Source organism: Streptomyces sp. NPDC048057, assembly GCF_040653095.1.
In the GTDB taxonomy this organism is placed as follows: Bacteria; Actinomycetota; Actinomycetes; order Streptomycetales; family Streptomycetaceae; genus Streptomyces.
Genome location: NZ_JBEZNF010000003.1, coordinates 48172 through 63663, shown reverse-complemented (window position 1 = coordinate 63663; position 15492 = coordinate 48172). Strand labels below are relative to the sequence as shown.

The 15492-nt window shown below is 71.7% G+C and carries 11 protein-coding genes; 2 read left to right on the top strand and 9 right to left on the bottom strand.

Translation table 11 applies throughout. The features are described from left to right. Nucleotides 1-48: 48 nt before the first annotated feature. The 5 genes from fxsT to AB0E05_RS03890 all read right to left on the bottom strand — a co-directional run bounded on the left by fxsT (nt 49) and on the right by AB0E05_RS03890 (nt 8699). Nucleotides 49-3990, bottom strand: a complete 3942-nt coding sequence (gene fxsT / locus AB0E05_RS03910; protein WP_361958316.1) for an FxSxx-COOH system tetratricopeptide repeat protein — start codon at nt 3988-3990, stop codon at nt 49-51. Beyond that, a complete protein-coding gene (locus AB0E05_RS03905; protein ID WP_361958313.1) occupies nt 3974-5311 on the bottom strand; it encodes a TIR-like protein FxsC in 1338 nt (445 codons plus the stop codon). Before AB0E05_RS03905 ends, fxsT begins: the two co-directional genes overlap by 17 nt. 112 nt (nt 5312-5423) lie before the next feature. Beyond that, entirely contained in the window at nt 5424-6134 is a 711-nt protein-coding gene (locus tag AB0E05_RS03900) for an AAC(3) family N-acetyltransferase (RefSeq protein WP_361959060.1), read from the bottom strand. 70 nt (nt 6135-6204) lie between these two features. Then, entirely contained in the window at nt 6205-8505 is a 2301-nt protein-coding gene (fxsB, locus tag AB0E05_RS03895; protein WP_361958310.1) for a radical SAM/SPASM protein FxsB, inactivated metallohydrolase extension form, read from the bottom strand. 47 nt (nt 8506-8552) lie between these two features. Further along, a complete protein-coding gene (locus tag AB0E05_RS03890) occupies nt 8553-8699 on the bottom strand; it encodes a hypothetical protein (RefSeq protein ID WP_361535321.1) in 147 nt (48 codons plus the stop codon). A gap of 247 nt (nt 8700-8946) precedes the next feature. Here AB0E05_RS03890 and AB0E05_RS03885 point away from each other — a divergent pair, with 247 nt between their 5' ends. Next, nucleotides 8947-9879 carry a DUF4231 domain-containing protein gene (locus AB0E05_RS03885; RefSeq protein WP_361958307.1) on the top strand — a complete coding sequence of 311 codons (933 nt, stop codon included), beginning with the start codon at nt 8947-8949 and terminating at the stop codon, nt 9877-9879. A gap of 65 nt (nt 9880-9944) precedes the next feature. On the opposite strand, the gene AB0E05_RS03880 is transcribed toward AB0E05_RS03885, so the two are convergent. The 4 genes from AB0E05_RS03880 to AB0E05_RS03865 all read right to left on the bottom strand — a co-directional run bounded on the left by AB0E05_RS03880 (nt 9945) and on the right by AB0E05_RS03865 (nt 14710). Then, entirely contained in the window at nt 9945-10421 is a 477-nt protein-coding gene (locus tag AB0E05_RS03880) for a hypothetical protein (RefSeq protein ID WP_361958304.1), read from the bottom strand. A gap of 221 nt (nt 10422-10642) precedes the next feature. Beyond that, entirely contained in the window at nt 10643-11668 is a 1026-nt protein-coding gene (locus AB0E05_RS03875; RefSeq protein WP_361958301.1) for an LLM class flavin-dependent oxidoreductase, read from the bottom strand. Next, nucleotides 11665-12660 (bottom strand): LLM class flavin-dependent oxidoreductase, encoded by a 996-nt coding sequence (locus tag AB0E05_RS03870; protein WP_361959057.1) that lies wholly within the window; start codon nt 12658-12660, stop codon nt 11665-11667. The genes AB0E05_RS03875 and AB0E05_RS03870 overlap by 4 nt, the downstream gene beginning before the upstream one ends. A 706-nt stretch (nt 12661-13366) precedes the next feature. After that, entirely contained in the window at nt 13367-14710 is a 1344-nt protein-coding gene (locus tag AB0E05_RS03865; protein ID WP_361958298.1) for a DUF5685 family protein, read from the bottom strand. Between the two features lie 303 nt (nt 14711-15013). On the opposite strand from AB0E05_RS03865, the gene sepF reads away from it, so the two are divergent. Beyond that, nucleotides 15014-15460, top strand: a complete 447-nt coding sequence (sepF, locus tag AB0E05_RS03860; protein WP_361958295.1) for a cell division protein SepF — start codon at nt 15014-15016, stop codon at nt 15458-15460. Nucleotides 15461-15492: the final 32 nt, after the last annotated feature.

The following is a 15492-nucleotide window of genomic DNA, read 5'->3' as shown; positions in this document are numbered from 1 at the left end:
CGGGGGCGATGTCGCCCCCGCCGTCTCACTTCTGGTGCCTCGTCCGTCTCACACGGCCAACGGCTCCAGGTCCCGGTGGACCCGGCGCTCGTCGCGGGCGATGCGGGTGAGCGCGTGGTCGTCCCCGAGCTGGCGGCCCAGCTCCTCCACGGTCTCGTTGCGCAGCTGCGCCGACTCGTCCTTGCGCCCCAGCATCGACAGGGTGACCGCCAGGTTCGAGGCCACGCCCAGCACTTCGGGGTGGTGCGCCCCCAGCACTTCGCGCAGCCGTGTCACCGTGCGCTGCTCGATCTCCAGCGTCTCCTCCAGATTGCCGAGGTCGGCCAGGGCGTTGGCGAGGTTGATCGTGGAGAACAGGGCGTGCGGATGGCTGTCCCCGAGCACCGCGCTCATCCGCCTGACCACGCTCACCAACAGTTGCTCGGACGCCTCCGGGTCGCCGCAGCCCCAGTGGAAGATGGCCAGGTTGTTCATCGCGGCGAGGGTGTACGGGTGCTTCTCCCCCGGCACCAGCACGTACTGGTCCACGACCTCCTGCGCCAGGTCCCGCGCCGCGACCGGCTCCCCGGCCGCGAACAGGTCCGCCGCCAGATTGAGGTCGCAGGCGAGCGAGTCCGGGTTCGCGGAGGCGTACTGGGTGCGGTAGCGGTTGCGGGTCGCGGTGGTCAGCCGGCGCGCGTCCTCCAGCTGACCGGCCCGGCGCAGCGACACCGCGAGGCTCTTGGCCGCCGCCAGCGTCCCGGGGAAGGTCCGCCCCAACTGCTGCTTGAGCAGGTCGTACGTGCGCGCCAGCAGCGCCACCGAGTCCTCGTACCGGCCGACCTCCCGCAGGTCGCGGGCGAGCGAGGTGGCGGAGGAGAGGGTGTACGGGTGCGTGGGGCCCAGCACCTCGGTGCGCCGGTCGAAGACGTCCTGGTCCAGCTCGCGGGCCCGGGCGTACTGGCCGACCATGCGCAGGTTCAGCGCCAGGTTGTTCGCGGCGGCCAGGGTGCGCGGGTGGGACTCGTGGAAGATCTGACTGAAGCCCTCGTGCGCCTCGGTCGCCAGCTCCATCGCCCTGCCGTACTGGCCGAGGGTGCCCAGGTCCATCGCCAGTCCGCTGGTGGTCATGTACGTGTGCGGATGGGTCGGGCCGAGCACCTTGCGCTGACGCTCCAGGGTGACCTCGTCCAGGTCCTTCGCCTCCACGTAACGCCCTTGTGAACGGAGGATGTTGGAGAGGTGGAAGCGCAGGTAGAGGTATTGGTAGTCGTTGTTCCCCAGCATCTCCCGCCAGGTCTCGCGCACCTCGGCGCCGAGGGTCGCGGCCGAGGCCCAGTCGCCCCGCTTCCACAGGTAGCGCACCCGGTCGATCAGGAGCCGACGGGTCTCCGGCTCCCGGCAGTTGCGCGCCTCCGAGGTGGTCAGGTGCGGCCAGATGGTGGCGAACTGCTGCCAGGTGGACGGGTTGTCGATCGGTTCGTCGTCGTCGGGGCGGGCGCCGGCGAGGACCTGGTGCACGGCGTGCCGCGCCTGCCGCTGCTCCTCGTCGGTCAACTGGGCCCGGATCACCGCCTGGACGAGGCGGTGGACCTGGATGCTGTTGGAGACCGTGTCGACCTTGGCGAGGGCGAACCGGCCGATCTCCCGGATGACCCGCCCGAGCACCAGCTTCTCCTGGAGGGAGGGGTCGTACGGCTTGAGGGCGTCGATCATCTCCTTGCTGTAGAGGAGGTTGGCCGAGATCGGCTCGGGCGCGAAGAAGGCGCACAGCTGGAGCAGCCGGACCGCCGCGGGCGAGCGCTCCTTGAGCCGTTCGATGGAGACGTTCCACGTCGCGGCCACCGGCTCGGGGTAGCCCACGGGCTGGTTGAGCGCGAGGACGCTGGTGGCCTGCTCCTTGAGCTGTTCCAGGTACTCCGTGACCGGGGTGGCGGTCTCCGCGATCCAGGCCGCGGCCTGCTCGACGGCGAGCGGGAGATCGCCGACGGCGGTGGCGACCTGGTCCGCGTCGTCGACGCTCAGGCCGCGGGCCCGGCGCTGGAGGTGCTCGATCGACTCCTCGCGGGTGAACACGTCGATCGGCAGGGCGTCACCGTACTGCGACCAGGTCTGGTTCCTGGAGGTGACGAGGATGTGCCCCGGCCCCTGCGGCGGGAAGAACCGCTTGAGCTGCTCGGGGTCGTCCGCGTTGTCGAAGATCAGCAGCCAGCGGGTGGAGGGCACCCCGCGCCGCAGCAGGTCGATGGCCTCCCGGGAGGCCGCGGCCATGTCGTCGCCGCCCTGGGCGCCGAGGCGCACGGCGAGTTCGGCGAGGCTCGCCACGACGTCGTCGGTCTGCTCGGCCGAGATCCACCACACCAGGTCGTAGTCGGCCATGAAGCGGTGCACGTACTCGATGGCGACCTGCGTCTTGCCGACGCCGCCGAGGCCGTAGATCGTCTGCGGCTGCGGCAGCACGGCGGCCACGGACATCCCGCCGCCGAGTTGGTCGCGCATCCGCTCCAGCGCCATCGCGCGGCCGGTGAAGCCGGGGTTGCGCGGTGGCGCGTTCCAGATCTTCGGCACGGTGCCGGGGAAGCGCGGCCCGGGCGCCGAGCTGTCCGGCAGTTGCACCGGCCGGTCCAGGGCGCGCAGCAGCGCGCTGGCGGCCTGCATCTCGTCGAGCCGGAAGAGGTCGACGGGGTTGCGGTCGATGTACGGGGTGGTCAGCCGTACGTCTCCGACGCGGACGGGCAGCAGGTGCTGTCGGCTGCCGCCGGGGTCCTCGGCGACCGTCCGCGACCAGACCTCCACCGCGCGGGCGGACTTGAGGTACGCGGAGGAGAGCAGCACCACGGTGCGCGCCGCGTTCTCGTTGATGACGGTGCCCTCGCCCTGCTCGCGCTCCACGGAGACGTCCCGGGGGACCACCCGGAACCCGGCGCGGGTGAGCAGCGACTCGATCCAGTCGGCCCACATCCGGTTCTCCGCCACGTAACTGAGCAGGAGGTCGGCGGGGAGCGCGGGTCGGCGCCGGGTGAAGGCGTCCTTGATCCGCAGCCGGGTGTCCTCGCCGACGGTCGGCATCGAGGTGACGTCCTGCTCGGTGACGACGGCGGTGAGCCGTTCGAAGGCGGAGAGCAGGGAGTTGGTCAGCCCGGCCTCGTCGCCGAAGGTGGCCAGGGTCTCCTCGTAGGCGTAGTACGGCCGGTAGGGGATCTCCACCGCGCCCCAGTAGGCGGTGAGTTCCTCGCCGGTGAGTCCGTTGGGCAACCGGTCGAACTTGACCCGGGCCAGCGCCCGTCCGGCGTCCGCCTTCTCCTTCTCGCCCTCGTCGATCCGCATCGGCACGGGGTAGATCTTGATGTTCCGGCCGCCGTAGCGCTCGTCGATCTGGCGGGCGACCGAGGCCGCGCCGTCGATGGACTGGTCGCTGAGGGTGAAGCAGTCGACGAGGACGTCGGGGAGGTGGACGGTGCAGATGTCGGCGATGTCGCTGAGGCCGGTGCGGCTGTCGATGAGGACGTAGTCGTAGTTGGCCTTCATGTCGTCGCGCAGGGCGTCGAAGAAGAGGCCGCCGCCGAGCCGGTCGTAGAAGTTGTCCCAGTCGAAGGTGGAGACGGTCGCGGAGTACTCGCGGTTCTGCCTGCCCGCGGAGACGAAGTCCAGGGTGCCGCCCTGGGGGAACTCCCACCCCAGGATCTCGGGGGTGAGGGAGACGGCGTGCGGCTGGATGCGGGCGTAGTCCACGTGCCAGTCGTCGCGCCGTGCGGTGTCGGGGGTGATCGCCGCCCAGGCGTACTCGGTGATCAGGTCGATGACACCGGTGGTGGCGCCGAGGGTGGACGGGTCGAGAAAGGGGTGGAAGAACCGGTGCAGGCCGGGGGCTTCCAGGTCCCAGTCGACCGCCAGGACCCGCTTGCCGTTGGCGGCGAGGATCCAGGCCGTGTTGGCCAGGGCCATCGTGCGGCCCGTGCCTCCCTTGTACGAGTAGAAGGTGACGATGCGTCCGTCACGACTGGTTGTCATCCGTGTCCTCCGCATCGGGGGCGAAACCGCGCGTCTTGTCCGGGACGTACTGGGTGGTGCCGTGGTCGGCCATCGGGCCGCGCAGCCGGGGCCGTTCGCGGGGAGCGGCGCCGGGGGGTGTGGCGGGTGGGAAGACTTCGGCGTGGCGGAGGTACTCCTGGGCGGAGGCTTCGACGACCTGGGGCAGGATCTGCCCGAACGCCTCCATGCTGAAGACCCCGCGGGCGGCGGCTCTGCAGGCGGGACGGCCGTGACTCAGGTGGTGCGGCATGGTGCGCTCCAAACGCTCGGCCAACTCGGCTTCGGAGAGCCTGCTTTGCGGGTCGTCGCGGTTCCACGGGACCACGACCGTCATCCAGGGCCGGGGCTGGGCGTCGAACTCGGCGAGCCTGGCGCAGCGCGCGTCGTCGGCGAGGGCCCAGCGGTCGATGATCAGTATCTCGGGCCGGTTGGGCGGCTGTCCGGCGTCGGGCAGGGTCTCGTGGTCGAACGAGGACAGGGTGGCCTGGTAGTCCAGGGAGCGCACCAGGTCCTGGGCGACATAGGCCAAGGGCCGTGCGGAGTCCGGAAGGTACGGATTCCAGTCCTGGGACTGTTTTCCGTAGTAGTCCGGGGCGCGGCCCTCGGGGAGGTCGTGGTGGGTGGGTGCGGCGACCATCAGGTGCATGGGGCGCGGGCCGCTGCTCGCCTTTCCGAAGGCGCTGGGTGCGTGCCGGTAGTCGACCGGGGAGCCGGGAGTCACGCGTGTGGTGTCGGCGACGGCGACGATGCGCTTCGCCAGTTCGTAGACGGCCGCTTCGTATTCCTCCGCGAATATGCGGAGTTTGATCAGGCCGTACAGTCCGTCGGTGACGTAGCGGTCGCCGAAGGCCCGGTGGTTGAACTGGAGTCTTTCGGCGGGCCCGGGCAGTTGCTCCGGGGGTATCGGCACCCAGAGTGCGGGCACGATCGCCTCGGCGGGGCGGTTGCTCTTCGCCTGGTGGTAGATCGCCCGCTGGGCGAAGGCGTACCACTCCTTTCCGCACATCTCGCTCGCGAAGTACCGGGGCGAGAACAGCGGGACGAAGACGCGGCAGTTCGCCAACACCTCGCCCAACCGCTCGGACCAGCCCTCGCCCGAACGGATCTCCCGGTCCATGAATCCGGCCGGAGCACCGGCCGGCAGGTCCGTCATGGCCATCACGTGACCGCACAGGTCACGGAAGAGCCGCTCCACCCACATGTCCGGATCGGGACCCCCCGCCCCGTACCGCGGCGTGTGCGCGTAACTCAAGAAGAAGTACGGCCGATGATCCGCCGTACGTTGCGCTGTTTCCGACACACGACCCCCGTCCTGTGTGAACGCCCGCCCTCGCGCCCGACATCGAGGGGAGATGCGAGCGAATTCATCATTCCGGAGCCCGGACAGCTCCATCCCCCCGTCGTTCAGTCAATCAACGCCGCTTTTCAGACATCCAGCGATCCGCGTGATCAACCGCTTCCTTGATCGAGAACAATCGGGCGGGCTTACTCGCCCACCGCGCCCTCCATTGCGGCCGACAAGGGAAGTCGGCACCGATCGTGTCAAATTCGCTGTCGTCCAGGACGACGTCTTCGTACGTTGTCCACTTCTTACCCCCTCCGGGCTGTCGAACCACACAGGAGTACGTCCTGCGGGGCGCATTCGGGTGGTACTCGGCGAGATGGAACGCGGTGCAGACCCGGAAATCCACATTGATCATGAGGACGTGTGCATCCGCCCGGTACAGGGCGCCCAGCGGAGAGTCCCAGCCCAGGTGTGACGTGAGCGGATGGTGGGCGAGGAGTTTGGCCGCGTGACGGCCGATCGCGGTGAACGAGGTCTGCGGATGGTCGGAGCGCACGGCCCCGGCCGCGCTGCGCACGGACTCGGCCAACCGGCCCATCCCCTGACTGGGCGTGGTGGCCGGGTCGAAGGCCGGCATGCTCGCCCTGAAGGCCGCCGCCCGCTCGGGTGTCAGACCGTGCACCCGGGCGCGATGGGCGTGCGAGGTGTCGGAGTTCTCCGGGGTGAAGGCGGGGGCCACCAGGGTGCCGTCCGGGCCGAGCGCCCGCAGCAGCGCGTCCCTCAGCCCGTCCGCGTCCAACCCGGTCCCGCTCAGGGCGGCGTGCACCAGCAGCGTCATCCCGGGCGTCACGCCCAGCTCGACCAAGGCGTCCACCAGCGGGGCGGACGCCCCGGACGCGGTGGACACCTCAGCCACGGCCGTGCTCCTCCCCCGCCGCGGCCAGTTCCTTGCGCAGTTCGTCCACGAGCCGCAGCCCGCTGACGGTCAGCTCCGGGGCGCGCTCCAGGGTGTCCAGGGCGGCCCCGGCCGCGCGGGCGCCGACGGGGTCGAGGGCGGCGAGCCCGACCCGTACGAAGGTCTCGGCGAGCAGCTGCGACACCGACACCTCCGTGTCGCGCCAGGGCGCGGGGTGCAGCCACTGGCCGTCCTGGACGTACGGATCGCAGACCTGGAGCAGGGCGTGCAGCTTGCTGCGGCGCAGCCCCCGCAGCAACTCCCCGGCCAGTTCGACGGGCGAGGCGGGCAGGGCGATGCCCAGCGCGCCGTAGCCGTGCCCGCCCGCCCCGGAGCCGTACGCAACGGACCCGTATGCAACGGACCCGTACACATCGGATTCGTTCGCGTCGGGCCGGTCGTCTGCCGGTGGCTCCAGCGGGGTGAGCGTGGTCAGACAGGCCGCGGCCTCCGCCGCCTGGCGCGGCGCGGTGGTGCGCAGCAGCGCCCACGCTTCGGTGAGCAGTCGGTCCCAGACCGCGACCTCCGCTTCGTCGAGCCGGCCGCGCGCCGTCGCCCCGTGGCAGTCGCGGTACGGGTCGAGGTCGTCCAGCCGCAGCAGCGGCGCCCCGTCGCGACCGCCGACGGTGTGCACCGGCCGCCATCCTTCGCTCGCCCCCGGGTCGTCGAGGCGCACGCGGATCGGCGCCCGACCGGGCAGCGCGGCGGTGAACCCGCCGTCGACGGCGCGCACGGTGACCACGCCGCGCTCGACCGGCAGCGTCAACTCGCCGAGGGCGGGCAGCCGCAGCACCCCGTCCTCGTACGGCACCCGGACGTCCGAGCCGTGGCCGTGCCGGACCTGGACGGCGGCGAGCCGGGCCGGCAGCTCCAGGGCGAGCGGGACGGCTTCGGGCCGCTCCTCGTGCGCCGCCGCCACGGCCCGCGCCAGCCAGGGTCGGGTATAGGGGTGGCCCCACACCTCGTCGAGGACGTCGCCGCTCTCGTCGAGGTCGACGAGCAGGTCCCAGGCGTCCGCCCAGGGCTCCCCGGCCCGCCCGGCCAACTCGTCGGTGAGCGTGCCGCTGAGCATCCGCGTCACGTCCTGGTCATCGGCGAGCAGCGCGCCCGGTTCGACGACCGCCAGCGGCACCAGCTCCGTCGCGATGCGCCGCTCGACGCCCCGGATCAGGGCCTCCAGGTCGGTGCAGTACACGGAGGTGTTGTCGAACTCGTTGCTGGTGCGGTAGCGGTGGGTGTAGAGGCCGCCGCCGCAGGACCGTACGACGGGGCAGGCGCGGCAGGCGTCGCTGACGGAGGCGAGCCCCAACTGTCTCGCGCGGACGCCGGGGTGGGCGGCGACCTCGTCGAAGGCGTGCCGCATCACGTCGAACCCGGTGGCCGCGGCGCCCTCGTAGGCGCTCTTGAGCGAGTCGACCTGCTCCAGGGCGCCGTCGGTCTCCACCACGACGAGGTCGGTGGGCGCCAGGCCCAGCGACTCGGTGAGGCTGGGGCCTCCGGCGAGGGTGGAGAAGACGGACTCGAAGAGCCGGACCGGGACGGGGCGCCCGCCGGCGTCCCAGCGGTCGAAGACCGTCAACAGCCAGTCCGCGTACGCGGTCGGGGAGCCGTCCGGGCGGGCCGGGGGCTGGTCCCAGGTGGCGTGCGGAAGCAGGAAGTCGATGCGCGGGGGCTCCAGTTCGGCCAGTGCGTCATAGACCGCGACGGGGTCGTTGGCCACGTCCACGGTGCACAGCAGACCGAGGTAGAGGTGGCGGTAGCGCTCCTCGCGCAGCAGGTCGACGGCCTTGAGGACCAGGGGATGGCTGGTGCGCCCGTCGGCGAAGCGGCGGTGACGGTCGTTCGCGGCCCGGTCGCCGTCGAGGGAGATGCCGACCTTCAGGTCGTACTCGCAGAAGAGGTCGAGGTAGCGCGGGCTCAGCTGTAGGCCGTTGGTGTGGATGCGCAGGTCGAGATCGGCGATGCCGTCCAGCGCCCGGGTCAGTTCCTCGCAGACGCGGCGCAGTCGCGCGGGCCCCGCCAGGAGTGGCTCCCCTCCGTGCAGGATCACTGACACGGAGGGCAGGGCATGATTTTTGGCATGCTCGGCCAGTCGCAGAGCTGTCCAGGAAATCGCTTCGTCAGAGATTGCCTTCGGGCGGGTTCGCCAGCTCTGATCAGCGTGTTCATAGATGTAGCAGTGGTCGCAGGCGAGATCGCACCTGCTGTGGACCTTCAGAACGATCTCGCGGAATGGGACCAGGGGTCCTGTCATTCCACCAGTCTACGGTCCTTTGCCACGCAAAGTGGCCCAAACCGAGACTAGAGCGACGAGTTGAACGTCGCGATGCGCACGGCGCGGTCGGTGGCCGGAGCAGCCCCGGTCGCCTTCTTCGCCGTGCCACGCGCGGACTGGGGCAGGGACACACGGTTGCGCTTCGCTGCGGCGAAGGATGCGGAGATCGTCATGGGGGCCGTCCTTTGTTCTGTGTACACGATCGCGCACGATCTTGCTGTACAGCATGGATAACCAGGCACCATTGCGGGGTCTGGCGGCACGACTCTACTCTCAAGTTCACTGGTAGCAACTCAAGCCGTGAACAACCAACGATTAGAGTTGCTTCACATTCTGACAGGTATGCACGGAGGAAGCGATTCCGTCTCTCGGGTGACGACAGAACCCCGTGGACGGGCAGCCAGGCAGACAGGGGGAGGCATGTCGGGCATTCCCGGCCAGCCGCACAGCACGGTGTTCCGCAATAGCGATCTACCTGCGCTTTTCCATCACACGGACACCATAGCCATCTCCCGCCAGCGCGAAGCCGCCGGCGCCACGCGCCGTCAGTTGCTCCTCCTGGTCCTGGGCGCCGCCGCCGCGGCGCTGCCCGCCTCCTGGAAGCTCGGAAGCTCGATCCAACTCGCGGGTGCACTCAGCGTGTTGGCGTACGCCGGGGTGCTCGCCCTCGGCACCGGCGCGGCCCGTCGTCGAGCAAAGTCGCAATGGCAACTGAACCGGTCCGCCGCGGAGTACATCAAGTCCTTGTGCTGGCGCTATTCCGTGCATGGAACACCTTTTGACGCCCGCGCCGACGACCCGGACGAATTGTTCGTCCAGCGGTTAGAGGAAGGGCTCGGGGAGTTGTGCAAGGTGGGTTGGGAAGACCCTCGAACGGCAGTTCCCGAGGTGGCGGACGCGGAGTTGATCACTCCGGCGATGCGAAGGCTGCGCGACAAGCCCTTCAACCTCCGCAAGGAGACGTACATCCGGGACCGTCTCATCGAACAGCGGAACTGGTACCACCGCAGTGCGGAGACGTCCCGGAAGTCGACCGCGCTGTGGTCGACCACCATCGTGGTGCTGACCCTGCTGGCGCTGGTCCTTTCGCTGCTGCACACGTTCTCCGCGGCCGAGTCGCTGGATCTGCTGGGTGCGCTCTCCGCGGCGGCGGCGGCGGGCATCGCCTGGAGCGAGATCAGCCGCCGCAAGCCGCTGATCGCCGCACACTCCCTGGTGGAGCAGGACCTGGCTGCGCTGCACTCCGCCATGGAGACCTCGGTGGACGAACTCCAGTGGCCGTCCGCGGTGTACGAGACGGAGCGCATCGTCTCCCCGCAGCACACGGACTGGCTGGTGCGCCACCGCAGTTGAGCCGTGCTGCTCGCCGGTCCTCGGCTGCGTCACCGCAGTTGGGCCGCACCCGGGCGCGCCGGTCCTCAGGGCCGGCGCAGCCCCTCGCGCCAGATCACCGTCACCGGCTTCCCCGACGCGCGGGCGTACTCCACGATGTCGCCCGTGCCGCCGAGCCCCCGCGAGGGGCCGCCGTCCCACACGGCCAGCAGCCGGTCGCAGTTGTCGACGATGTAGGTGCCGGCCGCGTAGTACGCCTCGTCGGTGGAGTGTGGGAAGGAGAGCTGCACCTCGCGGGTGGCGCGCCGGCGGTAGCGGCGGAAGCCGACCAACTCCCCCGGCGTGAAGTCGTTCTCGTAGTCCCCGCTGGGGATGACCACGGTCAGCTCGGCGCCGCAGGACAGGGCGAGGTCCGCGAACATCTGGTCGGCGCCGACGGCGAGGCTGGAGAAGGCTTCCAGAGGGCCCTCGTGGCGGCGGAGCACGGCGAGCAGGCCCGCGCGGATGTCGGCGTGCCCCTCCGGGGGAATGACCCGGTGACCGGTGATTCCGATGCGCTTCACTGCGGTGCGACCCCCCGTGTCCAACGAGCTGACCACGCTGTGCACATGGTCCCAGAACGGAACGCTCCGTCGAGCCCCCGTCCGTATGGAGGACGTCAGTTGGTCGTTCGACGCTCGAACGGGGCGCGCCGGAGCGCGCCCCTGGTGGGAGGCGGGTTCCGGCGCGGAGGGGCCGCACGGGCGTGCGCCCCCGGTCCACCGGTCGTTGGGGTGGGCGCCCTTCACCCCTGCCACACGGGCTCGGGGAGCCCCAGATGGCCCCGGAGCGTACGCCCGACGTACTCGGTGCGGAAGGCGCCCCGCTCCTGGAGCAGCGGGACGACCTCGGCGACGAAGACCTCCAGGGTGTCGAGGAGGTCGAGGGGGTGCCCGGGTACGAGGACGAAGCCGTCGGCCGCGCCGTGGGCGACCTGCTCCGCCAGGGCCGCCGCCACCGTGTCCGGCGCTCCGACGAAGGCCGACGGCCCGGCGGCATCGTTGTCGTCGATCCCGGCGGCGCGGGCGTGGGCCTCGGCGTCCGTCGCGCCGAGGACGCAGACGGCCCGGGCCATCACCAGGAGGTCGTCCGGCGCCCTGCCGTGCGCGGCGGAGCGGCGCTTGACGTCGGTGTAGCGGGTGCGGTCGTCGCAGGGGGTGCGGTGCGCGGGACAGAGCACGTCGGCGGTCGAGACGGCGAACTCCCGCGCCGCGGCGTCGTCCGGGTCCAGCGGGTGGATCACCACCGGACGTCCCTGCGGGGTCCGCGGGACGGTGAACTCGCCGCTGACGGTGAAGTGTCGACCCCGGTGGTCGAAGGTCCGCGGCCGGCCTTCGGGGGTCCAGGAGTCCCACAGCTCACGGGCCGTACCGACGAACTCCGCGGTGTGGCCGTCGCCCGCGCCGCCGGGGCCGACCAGGTGCCAGGCGGCCCGCCCGCCGCTCAGGTGGTCCAGGGTCGCCAGCGCGCGGGCGAGTTCGAAGGGTTCGTGCGCGCCGGGGGCGGCTGCGGCCACCAGCCCGATGCGGTCGGTGACGGCCGCGAGCGCGCTGAGCACGGCCGTCGGTTCGTGCACCGCGTACGGGTCGGGGCCCGGGTACGGCTCGTAGGACCCGAGTGCCGTGTCGGGTCCTACGACCAGGAAGTCGAACAGGCCGCGCTCGGCGGTGCGGGCCAGCCGTTCCCACGACGCAAAGTCGAGCGGCCCGCGGCCGGTCGCACTCCCCGGGAGGTGGACCGCGAGGTGCAGCTGACGGTGCGTACCGGTCATGACGCGTTCCTCTCCCGGGTGACCGACCGACCGGCCGTCGGGCGACCGGCCGCGGGTCGGGGCAGCCCCAGGTGCTCCCGCAGGGTGCCCCCGGGGTGGAAGGTGCGGAAGAGGCTGCGGTGTTGCAGCAGCGCGACCGTTCCGTTGACGATGCGTTCCAGGTCGCGGTGGGGTGCGATGGGTGCCAGGTGGAAGCCGTCCACCGCGCCGGCGTCGTGCCAGCGCGCCAACAGCCCGGCGAGGTCGACCGGTCCGCCGCTGTAGTACGAGCCGTGGGCGGCGAGCGAGGGGCCCGCGTCGAGCAGCCCCGGCTCCCGGGCGGACTCCCGCTCCCCCAGGTCGACGACGAGCGAGAGCAGGACCCGCAGGTCGTCGGGGTCCCTGCCGTACACCGTGGCCTCGTGCCGGACGCGGGTGCGCAGGGCTGCGGCCCGTTCCGCCGACGGCGCCCGGACCAGGACCACGTCGGCGTGCCGGGCGGCGCACCGCAGTCCGTCCTGGCCGGTTCCGGTGACGTCGACGACGGTGACGGGACGCCCTTGGGGCGGGCGGGGCCCGGGTTCGGGCGCCGGGTCGCCGGTCGGGCCGTCCCAGTGGCGGGCGGCGGCGGTGGCGACGGCACAGGCGCGCTGCCATAACGCGGGGGCCGGGGCGGCGGGGCGGCGCCCGAAGAGCGCGGCTTCGGCGTGGGTGGTGGAGACGCCGACGTACCACCCGGCCCGGCCCCGGCTGACCCAGTCGAGCGTGGCGAGGGCGGCGGCGATGCGGTCCGGCTCCGTGTGGGTGGTGGTGACCGTCGGCACCAGGCCGATCCGTCGGGTGGCGGGGGCGACGTGGGAGAGCACGGCGAGGGCGTCCGGGCCAGGCCGGGCGAAGGAGTCGCCGAGGGTGACGAAGTCGAGGGCGCCGTGTTCGGCGAGCCGCGCGAGGTCGGTGAAGTGGCCGGGGTCGAACCGCGGCGGGCCGTCGAGCGCGACGGCGAGGTGGAGCATCCGGTGCCGGGACCGGGTGGACGGCACGGGCAGGGGCGGGGGCGGGGTGTGCCTGGTCGGCATGGCTCCTCCGGAGGGGTCGGTCCCTGGCACGGGTCGGCGGTGCGGCCAGGGGGGCGCCGGGCGCGGGGACGCCCACGGTTCACTCAGGGCGAGGGCCGGCCGTACGGGTGCGGCGCCTGGCGCGGCACCGACGGCGGCGGGAAGCGACCTCACAGCGCCCCGCGGCGCGGTCCGCGCGCGGACGGGGGAAGGCTCCGTGGACGCATGGATCGAGCACAGGAGCGTTCACCCACGGCACGAAGGCGTGGGGCTGAGCAGCGGTCGAGCGACGACACGGACCGCGCCCCTCAGCACGGTCTCGTGACCGCAGGCTAGGCGCTGGTCGGTGTGGCGTGTCAAGGCCGTCCGGAGTGTGGGCGGTGGCTCGGGGAACAGTTGACGCACCGACACATGCCTGTTCCACTGAGCACATGCATGCACAGCGACGGCTGGTCACCCGCCGCCACATCGACTTCGGTCGGGTGTGTTCCTGTTCCTGTATGCATTCCTGTACGCGTCCGCGTACGCGTTCCTGTTGATCCGGAACTGACCGCCGGCCCCACAGCGGCCCGTGTCCGCGCGTCCTCGTGCGCCCGGGCACCGCAGCGACGACACGCACCACTCCCCTCAGCGCCTCCTCGTCCGATGTGAGGGCCCGTCGGGTTCAGCAACTGCCGCAGTCGCAATTGCAGTCACAGCAGGACGAGTCCTTTCCACCACCACCGCCACCACCGCCTCCACTGCCACTGCCGCCACCGCTCCCGCCGCCGCCGCCCGAAGACGATGACGAGCCGCCCTGGTCGCAGCACTCCCCTTCCAGTCCCTTGCGGCGCTTGCGCGACCACGGACCCTCCCAGCGGCTGCGGCACAGGGGTTGGCAGGTGCAGCAGATCCAGGTGGCGGCCAGACAGCCGCCGAGGAAGCTGCGCGGCCGGGGGGTGCGGTCGGGCTCGGGCGGCTGGTCGCCGAACCGGCCCCAGCCGTCACCACCGCCCGGACCTCCCGCGCCGGAACCACCGCCGGCCCCGCCACCCGCGTACGGGTTCCCCCCGCTCCCCGCCGCCTGCCCGCCGTACGGATTCCCGCCGTACGGATTCCCGCCGTACGCATTGCCGCCGTACGGGTTGCCGCCCTGCCCCGGGGGGCCCTGGTGGACCTGGCGGAAGGTCCGGTCGACGGCCACTTCCAGTTCGTGCGTGAGCAGTTGGTGGACGAGTCGGTCGTCGACGAACGCGACGTCGTGCAGCGCGAGCCGCACCCCCCGCACCGCGTCGTCCGCGAGCCGGCGCGCCTCCGCCAGCGGGGTGCCGGTCCCGGTGAGCGGGTTCCACGCGCCGGCCGCCGCGTCCGCCGCCCGGTCCTCCACCGCGTCCAACAGGTGCGCGAGACGACCGAAGAGGCGACCGGCCTCGGCGAGCGGCGCGGCGTTGTCCGGGCGGCCGGCGAGCCGGGCGGTGTGCGCGAAGGCGGCGGCGGTCGCGGTCTCCGTCGGCTCGGTGACGGTCAGCAGCGGGGTGCCGGTCCCGGCCAGCGACTCGATGCCGCCCTGCCGGTCGACCGCGTCGAGCAGGACAGCGGTGTCGAAGCCCAGCTCGGCGCCGGTGCGCGCGCCGGCCCGGTCCCAGCCGGAGGCGACCCGGCGCGCGGCGGCGGCCATCGGACGGCGCGCCAGCACCCCGTCCCCGTCGGCCACGTGGTCGCGCACCTTCGCCGAGGCCAGCACCAGCGAAACCGCCGCCGCCAGCCGCGCTCCCTCGCCCCGGGCGACGGGCGCGGTGCGCATCCCGCGCAGCGGGCAGGGTCCCGCGGTGCGCCGGTCGTCCGCGGTGCGCACGGACTGAGCCTCCGTCAGAACTGAAATGATCAGCCCGTCGTAGTTGGTGACCACCCGGGCGAACTGCCCGTGGTCGGCGCGGAGCGCGAGGCACAGCCCGCACAGGTGCGCCATCCAGTCGGCCCTGAGCCCTTGGGTCAACCGATGGGCACAGGGCCTGACAATTCCGAACAAGGCTTTCCCCCCGTGGAGCCGTTCAGCAGCGCTCGACAGCGCCGCCGGGGCATCGTAACCAGACCTGCGTACGCATCCGGGCCGGTCGACTCACCCATCTGGCCCGACTTTCATATTTTGCGACGATCATCAGGTGTATCTGGGAAGAACCCTGACGAACCGCCATATCTTCTGCACCAGTACCGTCACGAATCCCCTGCACGGCGGCTATCCACTTGGCACCCGATCCGCATGATGGACGACCATAGGGACAGGGATGACGACAGACCGCCGGAGGGCGGACCACAGCGAAAGGAGGCGTCGATGGGATCTGTGCGCAAGGCGAGTGCCTGGCTGGGGCTCGTCGAGGACAGCGACGACCGCTACTACGCCGACGGCTACGACGGCGAGTACGCCGAGGGTGCCGACGGCGGCGACGCCTGGGTCACCGACCCGCGGGTACGCACTGCCTCCGACTCGGCCCAGGAGGACGGCCGCAGGATCGCGACCGTCTCTCCCACCTGCTTCCGCGACGCCCGGGGGATCGGCGAGCTGTTCCGCGAGGGCGTGCCCGTCATCGTGAACCTCACCTCCCTGGAGCCCGCCGACGCCAAGCGCGTCGTCGACTTCGCCGCGGGGCTCACCTTCGGCCTGCGCGGCTCGATCGACCGGGTCGCCACCCGGGTGTTCCTGCTCAGCCCGGCGCACACCGAGGTCGTCAACGGCCAGGCCCCCGGCCGGCCCCAGGACGGATTCTTCAACCAGAGCTGACCGGTCGGCGCATCGGGCGCGACCCCGGCCGA